This window comes from Streptomyces sp. NPDC051776 (assembly GCF_040681345.1).
Taxonomy (GTDB): domain Bacteria; phylum Actinomycetota; class Actinomycetes; order Streptomycetales; family Streptomycetaceae; genus Streptomyces.
This window is the reverse complement of record NZ_JBFAYQ010000017.1, coordinates 1-14,734: the sequence shown is the minus strand read 5'-3', so window position 1 is coordinate 14,734 and position 14,734 is coordinate 1. Positions and strand designations below refer to the sequence as shown.

Annotated in this window: 11 protein-coding genes and 1 pseudogene; 8 read left to right on the top strand and 4 right to left on the bottom strand. The window is 70.9% G+C overall.

Translation table 11 applies throughout. The annotated features are described in order from the left end of the window. Positions 1-14: 14 nt before the first annotated feature. Positions 15-2,294, bottom strand: coding sequence for a transglycosylase domain-containing protein (locus tag AB0M26_RS15635; protein WP_365260527.1), 2,280 nt, complete (start codon positions 2,292-2,294; stop codon positions 15-17). 213 nt (positions 2,295-2,507) lie between these two features. Here AB0M26_RS15635 and AB0M26_RS15630 point away from each other — a divergent pair. Then, positions 2,508-2,612, top strand: a pseudogene (locus tag AB0M26_RS15630) (ABC transporter permease); the annotation flags it as partial. A gap of 1 nt (position 2,613) precedes the next feature. On the opposite strand, the gene AB0M26_RS15625 reads toward AB0M26_RS15630, so the two are convergent. Then, positions 2,614-2,748, bottom strand: coding sequence for a hypothetical protein (locus AB0M26_RS15625; RefSeq protein WP_365260787.1), 135 nt, complete (start codon positions 2,746-2,748; stop codon positions 2,614-2,616). A 357-nt stretch (positions 2,749-3,105) separates the two neighbouring features. On the opposite strand from AB0M26_RS15625, the gene AB0M26_RS15620 reads away from it, so the two are divergent. Continuing rightward, positions 3,106-3,804 (top strand): DUF1707 domain-containing protein, encoded by a 699-nt coding sequence (locus tag AB0M26_RS15620; protein ID WP_365260524.1) that lies wholly within the window; start codon positions 3,106-3,108, stop codon positions 3,802-3,804. Positions 3,805-3,954: 150 nt separating this feature from the next. On the opposite strand, the gene AB0M26_RS15615 is transcribed toward AB0M26_RS15620, so the two are convergent. After that, a complete protein-coding gene (locus AB0M26_RS15615) occupies positions 3,955-5,265 on the bottom strand; it encodes an SGNH/GDSL hydrolase family protein (RefSeq protein WP_365260521.1) in 1,311 nt (436 codons plus the stop codon). A gap of 256 nt (positions 5,266-5,521) precedes the next feature. Here AB0M26_RS15615 and AB0M26_RS15610 point away from each other — a divergent pair, with 256 nt between their 5' ends. The 6 genes from AB0M26_RS15610 to ugpC all read left to right on the top strand — a co-directional run bounded on the left by AB0M26_RS15610 (position 5,522) and on the right by ugpC (position 13,066). Continuing rightward, a complete protein-coding gene (locus tag AB0M26_RS15610; RefSeq protein ID WP_365260518.1) occupies positions 5,522-6,877 on the top strand; it encodes a DUF445 domain-containing protein in 1,356 nt (451 codons plus the stop codon). 571 nt (positions 6,878-7,448) lie between these two features. Continuing rightward, the gene (locus AB0M26_RS15605) at positions 7,449-8,366 is read left to right on the top strand and encodes a hypothetical protein (protein ID WP_365260515.1); all 918 of its coding nucleotides are present in this window, start codon (positions 7,449-7,451) and stop codon (positions 8,364-8,366) included. Positions 8,367-8,739: 373 nt separating this feature from the next. Continuing rightward, positions 8,740-10,083 (top strand): ABC transporter substrate-binding protein, encoded by a 1,344-nt coding sequence (locus AB0M26_RS15600; protein ID WP_365260512.1) that lies wholly within the window; start codon positions 8,740-8,742, stop codon positions 10,081-10,083. Next, the gene (locus AB0M26_RS15595) at positions 10,080-11,024 is read left to right on the top strand and encodes a sugar ABC transporter permease (RefSeq protein WP_365260509.1); all 945 of its coding nucleotides are present in this window, start codon (positions 10,080-10,082) and stop codon (positions 11,022-11,024) included. The genes AB0M26_RS15600 and AB0M26_RS15595 overlap by 4 nt, the downstream gene beginning before the upstream one ends. Then, entirely contained in the window at positions 11,024-11,857 is an 834-nt protein-coding gene (locus AB0M26_RS15590) for a carbohydrate ABC transporter permease (protein ID WP_365260506.1), read from the top strand. Before AB0M26_RS15595 ends, AB0M26_RS15590 begins: the two co-directional genes overlap by 1 nt. Positions 11,858-11,869: 12 nt before the next feature. Beyond that, positions 11,870-13,066 (top strand): sn-glycerol-3-phosphate ABC transporter ATP-binding protein UgpC, encoded by a 1,197-nt coding sequence (gene ugpC / locus AB0M26_RS15585; protein ID WP_365260503.1) that lies wholly within the window; start codon positions 11,870-11,872, stop codon positions 13,064-13,066. 302 nt (positions 13,067-13,368) lie between these two features. Here ugpC and AB0M26_RS15580 read toward each other — a convergent pair whose 3' ends face one another. Further along, on the bottom strand, positions 13,369-14,361 hold the full coding sequence (locus AB0M26_RS15580; RefSeq protein ID WP_365260500.1) for a nitronate monooxygenase: 993 nt from the start codon (positions 14,359-14,361) through the stop codon (positions 13,369-13,371). Positions 14,362-14,734 lie beyond the last annotated feature (373 nt).

The window sequence follows — 14,734 nt, the reverse complement described above, 5'->3', positions numbered from 1 at the left end:
GACGGGTTTTGGATCTAGAACCCGTCGGGGAAGAACTCGTCCTCGTCCGGCGGCGTGAACCCCGACGTCGTCGGGACGCGCGTCGGCGACGACGGCGGGACCGTGCTCGGGGGCCGGGGGCTGCCTGTCGTCGGGGTCTCGGAGGGCGGTGAGCCGGACGGGCTCCCCGAGGGCGATCCGCTGGACGCGGACGGCGATCCGGACGACTCGGACTCCTCCGGTTCGCTCGGTTCGGTCTCCGCGCCCGGCTGGAGGTGCAGGCGGAAGGGTTTCGCGGCGGTGTTCTGCAGTGCCACAGCCGTGTACCGGCCCCAGATCTCCGCCGGATATCCGCCGCCGTTGATGCGGTCGAGCCCGGTCGCCCCGTAAAGCGGCTTCTGCTCACCGCTCTTGGGGTCCTGTCCCATCACGGCGATCACTGTGGCGAGGTCGGGGGTGTAGCCGGCGAACCAGGCGGCCTTGTCCTCCTCCGCGGTGCCGGTCTTGCCGGCTGCGGGGCGTCCGGCGGACTGGGCGGCGGTGCCGGTGCCGTTGTCCACGACGCTGCGCAGTATCGATGTCGTGGTGTCGGCGGCCTGGCGGGGGATCGCGGCCTGGTTCGCCCGCTTCGGCAGTGACACGTCCTGGCCGCCCTTGGTGATTCTGTCGACGAGGGTGTACGTGCCGTGTCTGCCGTGGTTGGCCAGCGTGGCGTACGCCTTCGCCATGTCCAGGACGCTGGCGTTGACGACGCCGAGGGCGACGGACTGGCGGGCTTCGGCGAGGCCGGGGGCTTCCTTGGGGACGCCGAGGGCGATGGCGGTCTCCTTGACCTTCTCCGTGCCGACGTCCTCGCCCATCTGCGCGTAGACGGAGTTGACGGACTTGTCGGTGGCCTCGGCGACGGTGATCTCGCCGTAGTCGGTGCCGTCCTCGTTGCCGGGGCGGTAGCCGGTGGGGCCGCTGCGCCCCTGCACCTCGCGCCGGTTGCTGCCGTCGTAGAGGGTACCCGGGGTGATCGTGCGGCCGTCCTGGGTGGTGGAGCCGTTCTCGACGGCGGAGCTGAAGACGAACGGCTTGAAGGTGGAGCCGACCTGGTAGTCGCGGCGGGTGGCGTTGTTGACGTACTGCTTGGTGTAGTCGATGCCGCCGTACATGGCGACGACGCGGCCGGTCTGCGGGTCGATCGAGGCGCCGCCGGCCCGGACGTAGCGGTCGACGGGGTTGGCTGTGCTCAGCTTGCTCATGAGCTGGGTCTTCACCGCGTCGGCCATGGCCCTCTGCTTGCGCTTGTCGAGGGTGGTGGTGATGCGGTAGCCGCCGGCCTGGAGGGTGTCCTCGCCGATGGCGCCGCTGCCGCTGAGGTAGGTGTTGATGGCTTCGACGAGATAGCCGCGCTGTCCGGACATGCCTGGTGGTGCCTTGGTTCTGCCGGGCTTGGGGAAGGTCATGGCGGCCCGTTCTGTCGGCGCCAGCCAGCCTTCCTTGACCATGCCGTCGAGGACGTAGTTCCAGCGGGCGTCGGCGCGGGCCTTGTTCTCGGGGTGGGCCGAAACGTCGTACGCGCTGGGGGCGTTGACGAGAGCGGCGAGGTAGGCGCCCTCGGCGGTGGTGAGGTCGGCGGAGCCCTTGCCGTAGTAGGCCTGGGCGGCGGCCTGGATGCCGTAGGCGTTGCGCCCGAAGTAGCTGGTGTTCAGGTAGCCGGTGAGGATTTCGTCCTTGTTCTTCTCGCGGTCGAGTTTGATGGCGATGAAGAACTCCTTCACCTTGCGGGTGAGGGTCTGCTCCTGTGCCAGGTAGTAGTTCTTGACGTACTGCTGGGTGATGGTGGATCCGGACTGGCGGCCCTTGCCGGTCACGGTGTTCCAGGCGGCGCGGACCATGGCCTGGGGGTCGACGGCGGACTCGGAGTAGAAGTCCCGGTCCTCGGCGGACAGGATGGCGTGCTGGACGGGCTTGGGCACCTCAGTGAGGGGTACGTTCTCGCGGTTGACGTCGCCGTCACGGGCGAGCGGTGAACCGTCCGCGTAGAGGTAGACGTTGCTCTGTTTGACGGCGGCGGCGTTGGCGGGCGGGATTTCGACCAGCATGTAGCCGGCGATGAAGGCGCCGGTCAGGGCGAGCAGGAACAGCAGGACGCCGCCGAGCACCATGCGCCAGGTGGGCAGGAAGCGGCGCACCCCGGTCCGTTTCGGCCGGGGCGGCCGGGTCTGGTGGAGCGGCCGGGGCGGCTGCGCCGGGACGCCTCCGGTCGGTACCCGGCCGGGAAGAGGTGCCGTGCCGCGGTCGGTCTGCCGCTGCGGATGGCTGCTCATCTGCGGGGACTCCGTTTCGCGTGGTAGGCCCGTCCCGTAGGGAACTGTCGCATTCTCGGCCCCGTACGGATCGGTCGGCGCGCTCTCAGGACCGCTCTGTCACAGGCCGGTTGGCTCCCTCAAACCACTCCATCGCGTGAATACCCGATGGCAGACCGTCCGTATCGTGACTAAGCTCCTCCCCCTTGTGCGGGAGGGCCGCGCGCCGGGGGCGTGGGTCATGCGGTTGTACGGGCTGTGGCCGTGCGCGGTTTCCGGCGCTGTGCGATGTATCGGGCGGCCATCGCGGCGGGTGTGTTCACCGACACCTTCTTCGGTTTCACATCATCAGAAGCGTCTCGCCGAGCCGGACATACGTCGGCACCTCGGGCAACTCGTAGCCGCTCAGCCGCGGGCGCTCGCCCCAGAGGGCGATGCAGGTGTACGCCGTTGGCGCGCGTGCTGCCGTGGTCATCGCTCCTCCAGGTCCCGGCGGACGTCTACCCGTCCCGGCGGACGTCTGCCTGGGCACGTACACGGGGCGGGAGTTGCTGGGGCGTAGAGCGAGCGGATGCTCGTGGTGGATCTGGAGCGGGAGGTGCCGCCGATCTGCGCGGTGCCGGGCGCGCGGACGGTGCGCGTCGACGGGCCGCGGCGGTGGCTCGCGTTCCCGGCGAGGCAGTGCGCGGCACCCGTGGTCGAGGCGATCGCGCATGGCTATCGGCTGGTGGATCTGCCGGTGCGGGAGCCGGTGATCGAGGGGGTCGTGGCCAAGCTGTACGCGGATGTTCGGCACTGTGAGGAACGGCACGGCCCGCATAGGGTGTTCTTTATGAGCGAGCGCCCTGATCTGCCCGAGCTGCGGGCCTCCGACGCCGATCGCGACCGGGTCGCCGAGATCCTGCGGGAGGCCCTGGCCGAGGGCCGGCTGGACATGGAGGAGTTCGACGAGCGGCTGGGGGCCGCGTACCAGGCCCGTACCTACGCCGATCTGGAGCCGCTGACGCGCGATCTGCCGGGCTCCGGCGCGGCGGCGGGGCGCGAGCCGGCGGCGGGTGGTGACTGGCGGGAGCGGATCGGGGGCCCGGCGAGTTCCTCGAAGGGCATCGCCGTGATGGGCGCTTTCCAGCGCAAGGGCCGGTGGACCGTGCCGCGCCGCTTCACCGCGTTCACCTTCTGGGGTGGGGGAGAGCTGGATCTGCGCGAGGCCCGCTTCGAGGATCGTGAGGTGGAGATCCGGTGCTTCACGGTCATGGGCGGGGTCCAGATCGTCGTGCCGCCCGGGGTGGAGGTCGATGTGCGCGGCGTCGGTGTCATGGGCGGCTTCGACCGGAGTGCGGCGGAGGAGCCCGGTGAGCGGGGCGCTCCCCGCGTGGTGGTGAGCGGCTTCACCTTCTGGGGCGGGGTGTCCGTGGAGCGCAGGCTCGCCAGGGCGGAGCGGCGGCGGCTGAAAGCCGAGCGGCAGGAGTGGGCCCGGCTGGAGCGGGAGCGCGAGGAGCGGGAGCGGGATCCGCGCAAGGAGCTTGAGTAGTCGCAGCGTCCCCGTACGGCCGGAGCCTGGTGACGCCTCGTTCGCGTGTCCGAGGGGGCGGAAGCGGGAGGGCCGGGACCCGTGGGCCCCGGCCCGTTCCCGGCCCGTTCCCGGCCCGTTCCCGTTTCGCTTCGTCCGTGGGTGCGAGCGTCAGAGCTGGGCCGGTGCCGATCCCTTCAGGTGGGCCAGGTCGAGCGCCTGGGCCATGGCGCGGTAGCCCTCGTCGCTCGGGTGCAGATGGTCGCCCGCGTCGTAGCGCGGGAGGAGCCGCAGCGGCTGGGCGGGGTCGCGCAGGGCCCGGTCGAAGTCGACGACTTCGTCGAAGACCTGTCCGGCGCGGATCTCGGTGTTGACCTGCTCCCGTACGGCGTTCAGGCGGGGTGTGAAGCCTCGGTGCCCGTAGAACGGGGTGAGAGTGCCGCCGACGACCCGCAGTCCGCGGGCGTGGGCCTGCTGGACCAGGCGGCGCAGACCGTCGGTGATCTTCCGCGGGTCGGTCTGCTGCGGCGGGCGGAGGATGTCGTTCACGCCCAGTTCGACGACCACGGCCCGGACGCCGGTGGCTTTGAGGACGTCACGCTCGGCCCGGTTGAGCGCGCTGGGGTTCTCGGGCGGGAAGAGGTTGCCGTCGCTGAGCACCCGGTTCCCGCTGATGCCGTGGTTGAGCACGCTGTAGCGGGGCGCGCCCGGCTCGTTGCGCAGCCGCTCGGCCAGGAAGTCCGGGAAGCGGCGGTTGGCGCCCGCGGTGGAGGTGATGCCGTCGGTGATGGAGTCGCCGAGGACGACGACCGCGCCGCGGGCCTCGTTGGTCAGCACGTCCACGGCGGTGAGGTAGCGCCAGGACGGGGTCTGCTCGGTGAACGCCGTGCCCGCCACGTCCTCGGCCCGGTCCCCGCGCGCGAGGTACGAGGTCTGGCGTGCGTGCGGGTGGTAGGTGACCGGCCCGGAAGGGGCCGGGGAGTACGTGGTGATGAGCAGGTCGGCGGCGGCCGGCATGTTCAGCCGGGTCGGGTCGCTGGTGACGGACTGCCCGATGGGGATGGTCACCCACGGGTTGCCGGAGAAGGTGAGTCGGCGCAGGGTGCCCGCAGCGGCGGTGGGGTTGCTGGGGGCGGCGGCCAGCGCGAGGGTGGCGTGGCTGATCGTCAGCGGCTTCTTGCCGTAGAGGTTGGAGAGCTGGATGCGGGCGCCGGTGCCGCCGACGCTGGTGCGTACCACGTTCCGGATGGACATCCCCGCATAACCGTTCGGGGTGTTGGGCTCCGCCGCTGCCGGGGAGGTGGCCCAGGTGCCGACCCAGGTGCCCGCCGAGGCGGGTGCGGCAGAGCCGCGCGGCTTACGGGGTGCTGCGTTGTTGAAGGACTCGTTGCTCCCGCCCACCCCGATGAATATCGCGATGGAGATGAGGACCACAACTGCCGCGAGCGCGGCCAGCAGGGCATAACCATGGCGTTTGGTCATGCTCGGCGTTCTCCTCGAACAGGGGAGCCCGCGGCTCCGGTTTGGGTAGGGGTGACGGGCGGTCGGCGGCGACTGCGGCGGCGCTCGATCCGACGGACCCATCATGATCCCACGATGGTGTGATCGCCCGGCGGGGGGTCCTGTGCGGTGCCCGCTCTGACAGACGCCGGGAACTCCCGGAGCGTTCCATCAGTAGGTCAGGTAGCGCGTCACATGATGACAATGCACAGGCAGGACTCGTGAACGGGTGGAGCGGATGGACCGGACGAGGACGGACAAAGGTGATGGAGCCGGTGGGGTGAAGGATGCCCGGCCGGGTGCCGCCTCATCCGCCGTCCCGCGGGGTGCCTTCGCCTACAGCGCGGCGGACGAGGAACGGCGGCGCGGCGTGCGCCGGATGAAGACGTTCGCGACCGGTTTGCTGCTGCTGGTCGCGGTGGTCTACGCGCTCGCCGAATGGCGGCAGACCGCGGGTGCGGACGGCGCGTGGGCGGGGTATGTGGCCGCGGCGGCCGAGGCGGGGATGGTCGGCGCGCTCGCCGATTGGTTCGCCGTCACCGCCCTGTTCCGCAGGCCGATGGGGCTGCCCATCCCGCACACCGCGATCATCCCGACGAAGAAGGACATCCTCGGCCGTACGCTCGGCGACTTCGTGGGCGAGAACTTCCTGTCCTCCGATGTCGTACGGCTGCGGCTGCGGTCCGTCGGTATCAGCAGCAGACTGGGCGGCTGGCTGGCCGAACCCGCCAACGCCGACCGGGTCACGGCCGAGTTGTCGACCGCGCTGCGCGGCGCACTGAGGGTGCTGCGCGACTCCGACGTCCAGGCGGTGGTCGCCGAGGCCATCACTCGTCGGGCCGACGCCCAGGAAGTCGCGCCGGGTCTGGGCGCGCTGCTGGAGAAGGTCGTCAGGGACGGCGGGCACCGCAGGGTGGTGGACCTGGTGTGCGTACGGGCCCACGACTGGCTGGTGATGCACGGCGATTCGGTGGTGGAGGCCGTCACGGGTGGGGCGCCCGGCTGGACGCCGCGCTTCGTGGACAAGCGCGTCGGCGAGCGGGTCTACAAGGAGTTGCTGCGGTTCACCAGCGAAATGCGCGACATGCCGGACCATCCTGCGCGTGGGGCCGTGGACCGCTTCCTCACCGACTTCGCGGCCGACCTCCAGTCCGACGCGGACACGCGGGCGCGTGTGGAGAGGCTGAAGACGGACGTACTGCGGCGCGGCGAGGTGCAGGAGGTCATCGCCTCCGCGTGGGGTTCGGTGCGGCAGATGGTCGTGGCGGCCTCGGAGGACGAGCACAGCCAACTGCGCCTGCGGACGCGTACTGGGCTGCTGTCGCTGGGCGAACGGCTGGCGTCCGACGAGCGGATGCAGGCGAAGGTGGACCGCTGGCTCGAGGACGCGGCGGTCCATGTGGTGACGACGTACCAGGACGAGATCACGGCGCTGATCACGGAGACGGTGGCGAGCTGGGACGCCGAGCAGACGTCGCGGAAGATCGAGGCGCACATCGGCCGGGACCTGCAGTTCATCCGCGTCAACGGCACGGTCGTCGGCGCGCTGGCGGGCCTGGTCATCTACACGGTGTCGCGGGCGCTGGGCGGTTAGCGCGCGGGAGTGCGGTGGCCCGGGGCGTCGGGCCGTGCCGAGTGTCGCGGGGGACGTACTGTCAACGACGGGGCGAGCCGCGTGCGGGAGACGGGCGCGCCCGCCCTCCCGCATCGGCCCGCACACGGAGGGGCTGTGCCCCGCGTGCGGGCCGCGGTTCGCGTGCGGGGGCGAGCGCTTACGGGCCACGGTTCGCGTGCGGGGGCGAGCGCTTACGGGCCACGGTTCGCGTGCGGGGCGAGCGCGCGTAGGGGGATGCGCTCCCCGGCGTACGGGGGGCGTTGGCCTGCGCGGCTGGAGCGGCCGGACCGGGTGTGGCCAAATGGAGGGCCAGTGGCCTGTCCTCTGTGCAGCGTAACTTTCCGCGTTGCGGCGAATGGCGGACAGCACACCCCTGACCTGGGAAAGTGACGACCTGTCGGCTCGGGTGGGCGGCCCCGCCCGGGTGATCACTGACGGTCCGTCAGCGCGCGGGCTCGCCCGGGAGCGCATTCCCTGGACCCGTAGGACGCGGGCGCCCCACCCACGCGGGGCAACCGCCCCGCACTCGCGTCCACGGGAAGGAGTTCCTGTGCGACTCAACCGCACAGCCGGTGTCGCCCTCGCCGCCGGCGCCCTCGTCTCCCTGGCGGCCCCCGTCGCCATCGCCGCGCAGCCGGTTGACGGCCGCCCCTCCGGCGGCGGCGACCGTGCGCGTCTCATCGCGCACCCGGACTCCGTCCGCCCGGGCGGCACGGTCAGCCTCACCCTCTTCTGTCCGCGGGGCACCGAGCGTGCCGAAGGCAGCTCCCGTGCCGGAGTGGTGTTCTTCAAGGATTCGGACCACGACGTCTTCCGCGGCACGCTTAAGGTGCACCGCCACATCGAGCCCGGCACGTACACCGTCCGGGGCACCTGCATCCTCGGCCGGGGCGGCGACGGCGGTCCTCGTGATGACACGGGTGCCGACATGAGCGGCGGCAACAGCCGTGAGGACTCGGGCAGCGGCATGGGCACCGGCCGTGAGGACTCGGGCAGCGGCGCGAGCACTGGCCGTGAGGACTCGGGCAGCGGCGCGAGCACTGGCCGTGAGGACTCGGGCAGCGGCATGGGCACTGGCCGTGAGGACTCGGGCAGCGGGCTGAACAACGGCCGTGAGGACTCCGGCAGCGGCATGGACACCGGCCGCGCCGACGTCGGTAGCGACATGGGCGGCAGTGGCCGTGCGGACGCCGGTGCCGAGACCAACAGCGACTCCGGCGACTCCGGCGGCGGCGACTGGATGCGCGCCAACCGCGGCGCGCGTGCGGACGGCCGCAGCGACCGCGTCACGGCCACCACGACCGTGACCGTCACCCGCCACCCCCGCGGGGGTACCCGCGGTGGTGAGGGTGGTTCCCAGAGCGGTCTTGGCGCCGCGGAGCTCGCAGCCGGTGGCGCGCTCGCCGCGGCGGCCCTCGGCGTCGGGATCGTCGTCGTACGCCGTCGCGCGAGGACCGGTCGCTCCTGACCGGACCCGCTGCGGATGATCGGAGCCGGTCGAGGCGGTCTTCCGGCCGCCGCGACCGGAGTCGGTGGTGATGTCCCCTGGCTTCCCCGAGAGCCGGGGGACATCGCCATGCGCGCCCGGCGCCCGCGTCTCGTACGTCACGGGCACGGCGCCCGGAGGCCGAAAGCGGCCGTACGACTTCGAGTCGGCCGCGCCGACGGATCCGGCCGCAGGTGCCCGGCGCCGAACGATGCCCCCTGCGCCGACCGTGCGCTATGCCCGATAAGGGAGCTTGATATCGGTATGTCCGAGGTCTAAGGTCCGATGCCGACGACGGTACGGAGGGTCATCGCGCGCCCGCCGGCGCCGACTCCGTACACGAGGTGGAGGGCGCATGGATCGACGAGCCCGCCCGGTCACGGGACGCCGCTCCCCGGGTTCCTGGCCACGGCCGCACCGCGGGCGCACCCCATCCGCACGCCGGCGGCGGCGCGTCCTCGTCGCCGTCCTGCCTCTGCTGGCGCTGGGACTGGGCGCCTGCGGGGGCGGTGGTGAATCCGGTGGCCCCACGGAGCTGAACTGGTACAACTTCCCCGATGACTCGGGCGCCCTGCAGAAGGCGGCCGACGACTGCGGCCGGGGCTCGGACGGCCGGTACTCCATCACGTACCACAAGCTTCCCCGGGCGGCCGACGGTCAGCGGCAGCAACTCGTCCGCCGGCTCTCCGCGCAGGACTCCTCGCTCGACATCCTCGGTCTCGACGTGACCTGGCCCGCCGAGTTCGCCGAGGCGGGCTGGATCCGGCCGTGGACCGGACAGAATCGGGAGCAGGCGGTCCGGGGCACCCTCGAAACCTCGGTACAGACGGCGACCTGGGAGGGGAAGCTCTTCGCCGTCCCGTACAACGCCAACACCCAACTCCTCTGGTACCGCGACGACTTGGTCCGCAAGCCGCCCACCACCTGGGCGGAGATGACCGACATGGCCGCAGCCCTGGCCGAGCAGGGCAAGCCGCACTTCGCCGAGATCCAGGGAGCCCAGTACGAGGGGCTCACGGTCTGGTTCAACTCGCTCGTGGAGTCGGCCGGCGGTTCGATCATGACGCCCGACGGCCTGCGGCCCTCGCTCGGCCCGCCCGCCGTACGAGCCGCCGGTGTCATGCGCGACTTCGCCCGCTCACCCGCCGCCGACCCCTCGCTCACCAACCAGATGGAGGACCAGAACCGTCTGGCCATGGAGTCCGGCACCGCAGCCTTCGAGATCAACTACCCCTTCGTCTATCCCTCGATGAAGGCCAACAACCCCAAGCTCTTCCCCCACTTCCGCTGGGCGCCCTACCCCCGCGTCGACGCGAACCGGCCGTCCCGGCCGACCATCGGCGGAATCGACCTCGCCATCAGCTCCTACTCCCGCCACGCCGACCTGGCCTTCGAGGCGGCGCTGTGCCTGCGGAACCGGCAGAACCAGCTCACCGCCGCGCTCAAAGGCGGCCTGCCGCCGACTCTGCGCGACCTCTACACCGACAAGGCGCTCGCCAAGGACTACCCCTTCGCGCGCGAAGTGCTGGGCGCACTGGAGACGGCAAGCGTCCGCCCCAAGACCCCGGCGTACCAGAACGTCTCGATCGTGATCTCCCACACCCTCTCGCCGCCCGCCGACATCGAACCGGTGAGCGCGGTCGACGAGATCCGAGCCGAGATCAACGACGCGCTGCAGTCCGAGGGGCTGATCCCGTGACCACACCACCGAGCACCCGGCCGGAACCCGCCGGCGGCCCCGCGAATGACACCCGGGCCGCGCTGTCGGCCGGGGCGCGCCAGGAGCGGCGCCTGGGCTGGCTGTTGTGCACCCCCGCGGTCCTCGTCATGCTCGCCGTGACGGCCTATCCGATCGCCTACGCCGTCTATCTCTCCTTCCAGCGCTACGACCTGCGCTTCCCCGCGATGGCCGAGTTCGTGGGCTTCAGCAACTACGGGGCGGTGCTCTCCTCCGGGTTCTGGTGGCAGGCGTTCTGGGTGACCCTCCTCGTCACCGTCGTCTCCGTCGCCATCGAACTCGTCCTCGGCATGGCGCTCGCGCTCGTCATGCACCGCACCATCTTCGGCCGCGGCACGGTCCGTACGGCCATCCTCGTCCCGTACGGCATCGTCACCGTCGTCGGGGCGTTCTCCTGGCAGTTCGCGTGGACCCCGGACACCGGCTACCTCGCCGCGCTGCTGCCCGAGGGCAGCGCGCCGCTCACCGAGCAGTGGCAGGCCATCGGGCTGATCATCCTCGCCGAGGTGTGGAAGACCACCCCGTTCATGGCGCTGCTGCTCCTCGCCGGGCTCGCGCTCGTCCCCGAGGAGACGCTGAGGGCCTCGATGGTGGACGGCGCGGGGGTCTGGCAGCGGCTGTTCCTCGTCACCATCCCGCTGATGAAGCCCGCGATCCTGGTGGCGCTGCTGTTCCGGACCCTGGACGCCTTCCGGATCTTCGACAACATCTTCGTGCTGACGGCCGGCGCGCATGGCACGGCGTCCGTGTCGATCGTCGGCTACGACAACCTCTTCACCGCGCTCAACCTCGGCGTCGGGTCGGCCGTCTCGGTGCTGATTTTCCTCTCTGTCTCGCTCATCGCGTTCGTCTTCATCAAGCTCTTCGGCACGGCCGCACCCGGCTCGGAGGTGAACCGCTGATGGCGGAGGCAGGCAAGCAGCACGTCGCCCGATGGTCGGTCGTGAACCTGGTCGTCGTCCTCTACGCGCTGTTCCCGGTGTGGTGGATCGTCGCCCTGTCGTTCAAGGCGCCCAGCACCCTCACGGACGGCAACTTCTTCCCGTCCGAGTGGACCTGGGCCAACTACCGCGGCATCTTCGAAACCTCCGAGTTCACCCGCGCCCTGATCAACTCGGTCGGCATCGCGCTCATCGCCACCGCCATCGCCGTGGCGCTCGGCACCATGGCCGCCTACGCGGTGGCCCGGCTGCGCTTCCCCGGCAAGCGGCTGCTGATCGGCATGTCGCTGCTCATCGCGATGTTCCCGCCGATCTCGCTGGTCTCACCGCTGTTCAACATCGAGCGGATTCTCGGACTCTTCGACACCTGGCCGGGGTTGATCATCCCGTACATGACCTTCTCGCTGCCGCTGGCGATCTACACCCTCTCGGCCTTCTTCCGCGAGATCCCCTGGGACCTGGAGAAAGCGGCGAAGGTCGACGGCGCCACGCCCGCGCAGGCCTTCCGGCTGGTCATCGCCCCGCTGGCCGCACCCGGCGTCTTCACCACAGCCATCCTCGTCTTCATCTTCTGCTGGAACGACTTCCTCTTCGCGATCTCCCTGACCTCCACCGAGGCGGCACGGACCGTGCCGGCGTCGCTGGCGTTCTTCACGGGCAGTTCGCAGTTCCAGCAGCCCACCGGATCGATCGCCGCGGCCGCCGTGGTGATCACCGTACCGATCATCGTCTTCGTGCTGCTGTTCCAGCGGCGCATCGTCGCCGGACTGACCTCCGGCGCGGTCAAGGGCTGAAGGGCTGAACCGATGGCCGAGATCATTCTCGAAGGAATCACCAAGCGGTATCCGGACGGTGCCCTGGCGGTACGCGACGTCAACCTCCACATCCAGGACGGGGAGTTCGTGATCCTCGTCGGCCCCTCCGGATGCGGCAAGTCCACCACGCTCAACATGATCGCGGGCCTGGAGGACATCACCGAGGGCACCCTCCGCATCGGTGACCGGATCGTCAACGACAAGGCGCCCAAGGACCGCGACATCGCCATGGTCTTCCAGAGCTACGCCCTCTACCCGCACATGAGCGTGCGGGACAACATGGGCTTCGCACTACGCCTGGCCAAGGTCGACAAGGCCACCATCCGGGAGAAGGTCGACGAGGCCGCCCGCATCCTCGATCTGACGGAGCATCTGGACCGCAGGCCCGCCAACCTCTCCGGCGGACAGCGGCAGCGGGTGGCCATGGGGCGGGCCATCGTCCGCAGCCCCAAGGCGTTCCTCATGGACGAACCGCTGTCCAATCTGGACGCAAAACTCCGCGTCCAGATGCGGACCCAGATCTCCATGCTCCAGCAGCGGCTCCGTACGACCACGGTGTACGTCACGCACGACCAGACCGAGGCCATGACGCTCGGCGACCGCGTCGTGGTGCTGCGCAGCGGCGTCGTCCAGCAGGTCGGCACGCCGCAGCACCTCTACGACGAGCCGCGCAACCTCTTCGTGGCGGGCTTCATCGGCTCGCCCGCGATGAACTTCCTCTACGCCACGCTGGAGGACGGTGTCCTGCGGACCTCCATCGGCGACCTTCCGCTGGACGACCGGACCCGCCGGGACCTGGAGCGGCAGAACGCCCCCCGCGACCTCATCGTCGGCTTCCGGCCGGAGGCGTTCGAGGATCTGTCGCTGGCGGACACCAGCCGGGGTGGCACGTTCCACACCTTCTCCACCACGGTGGGCGTCGTGGAGTCCGTGGGCTCCGACGCGTTCGTGTACTTCGAGGAGGAGGGCCACCGCGCGATGACCGACGAGCTGGAGGAGCTCGCGACGGACTCCGGCCTGACGGACGCGGGCAGCCGCGGCCACCAAGTCGTGACCCGTCTGGACGCGGCGACCCCGGCCCGGGAGGGCCAGCGCATCGAGCTGTGCGTGAACGTGGCGAAGGCACACATCTTTGACCCGGCGACGGGAGTCAACCTGACGCATCCGGAGCACGGGCACGGGCGTTGAGAGCCGTGCGGGAGTCGAGGGGCTTGCGGGAGTCGAGGGGTGTACGGGAGTCGAGGGGCGTGCGGAAGTCGAGGGGTGTACGGAAGTCGAGGGGTGTACGGCAGTTGAGGCCGTGCGGGAGTCGAGGGGCGTGCGGAAGTCGAGGGGTGCGTGCGGAAGTTGAGGGGTGTACGTGAGTTGAGGGGCTTGCGGGAGTCGAGAGGTGTACGTGAGTTGAGGGGCGACGACCGCCGCGCGGGCGCGGGCGCACCAGTGGATTCCGGTGCGGCGCCGGCCGACGCCCGCTGGGCAGGTGCGGCGGTTCAGGGTGAGTCCGCTGAGTCCGCCGCACCGAGGGCGAGCGCAGCGGCCGCCCCGGCGAGGATGCTCTCCGCCTCCTCGACGATTCTCCGCACGATCTCGCCCGCCGGCAGGATCTCGTGGACGAGCCCGGCCGACTGTCCGGTGAAGGGCAGATACTCGTCGCCGCGCCCGCCGCGTATGGCTTCCATCAGGCGCGGTACGGCCTCGGCCGGATCGACCTCTTCGGGGTGCTCGCGCAGGCTGTCCACCAGGGCGGTCCGCAGCGAGCGCGGTACGCCGTAACTGCCGGGCTCGGTGTACGGAGGCAGGATCCGTTCGCTGTTGGTCGCCTTGACGGCGTCGCGGGCGTCCGCCGCGACGATGCGCTCCTTCCATGCCTCCGACGCGCTCATCTCCACCGACGCCAGGAAGCGCGTCCCCATGGCCACCCCCTGGGCACCGAGGGCGAGCGCCGCGGCGAGCCCCCGCCCGTCGGCGACCCCGCCGGCGGCGATCACCGGCGTATCGCCCGCCATGTCAGCGACCTGAGGCACCAGCACCATGGTGCTCACGTCACCGCCGTGCCCCCCGGCCTCGCCGCCCTGAGCCACGAGGATGTCGGCCCCGGCGTCGATGGCGTCGGCGGCCTGCTCGGAGTCCATCACCTGCTGGATCCAGAGGATGCCCGCCTCGTGGGCGCGCTCGATCAGATCGGCGGGGACGGCCAGATGGAAGGAGATGGCCGCGGGGTGGTCCTCGATCGTCGCCTGGAAGGCGTCCTCGTCGAGCGGTCGCGCCGTGTGGTTGATCGCGAACGGACGGTCGGTGAGCCGCCGCAGCTCGGACCACTGCTCCTTGAGGGCTGGGACGGTCCGGACGGCCGTACCGAGACTCCCGAGACCGCCCGCTTCGCATACGGCGGCCGCCAGCCCGACCTCCTCCCACGGGCCCAAGGGCGCGCAGATGAGGGGAACGTCGATGCCGAGCAGGTCACAGACGGGCGTATGCAGCATGTGCACCTCCGGCGGGAGCGCAGAGGCCTCCCGCGGTCCGGTCCGTGCCCGTCGCCGCGCGGGCGATGTACGCCGCGTGGGCACGAGATGTACGCCGCACGGGTACGGGGCGGCGGGCCACGGCCCGCTGGACCCGGGCATCGCGGCGGTACCGCGCGTTCCTGGGCCGGGCTCGCTGGACCGCGGCTCGGGACCATTCCCATCATCCCCCTGGCGGGCGGGGGTGGCATTCCGGTGCGGGTTCGGGTGCGGCCTGGGGGCTGAAGTGAGCCGCGTGGCGGGGGGGTGTCCCTATGGGTTTCGTCAACCTGTGGGGGCGGGCTTGGGGTCGTAGAAGGTGCCGTCGCGGAGCATGGCGAAGAGCACGTCGGCT

Bases quoted from the DNA above. Each gene is read 5' to 3' on its own strand.
- AB0M26_RS15635 (WP_365260527.1), bottom strand. From the start codon at position 2,294: ATGAGCAGCCATCCGCAGCGGCAGACCGACCGCGGCACGGCACCTCTT.
- AB0M26_RS15625 (WP_365260787.1), bottom strand. From the start codon at position 2,748: ATGACCACGGCAGCACGCGCGCCAACGGCGTACACCTGCATCGCCCTC.
- AB0M26_RS15620 (WP_365260524.1), top strand. From the start codon at position 3,106: ATGAGCGAGCGCCCTGATCTGCCCGAGCTGCGGGCCTCCGACGCCGAT.
- AB0M26_RS15615 (WP_365260521.1), bottom strand. From the start codon at position 5,265: ATGACCAAACGCCATGGTTATGCCCTGCTGGCCGCGCTCGCGGCAGTT.
- AB0M26_RS15610 (WP_365260518.1), top strand. From the start codon at position 5,522: ATGGACCGGACGAGGACGGACAAAGGTGATGGAGCCGGTGGGGTGAAG.
- AB0M26_RS15600 (WP_365260512.1), top strand. From the start codon at position 8,740: ATGGATCGACGAGCCCGCCCGGTCACGGGACGCCGCTCCCCGGGTTCC.
- AB0M26_RS15590 (WP_365260506.1), top strand. From the start codon at position 11,024: ATGGCGGAGGCAGGCAAGCAGCACGTCGCCCGATGGTCGGTCGTGAAC.
- ugpC (WP_365260503.1), top strand. From the start codon at position 11,870: ATGGCCGAGATCATTCTCGAAGGAATCACCAAGCGGTATCCGGACGGT.
- AB0M26_RS15580 (WP_365260500.1), bottom strand. From the start codon at position 14,361: ATGCTGCATACGCCCGTCTGTGACCTGCTCGGCATCGACGTTCCCCTC.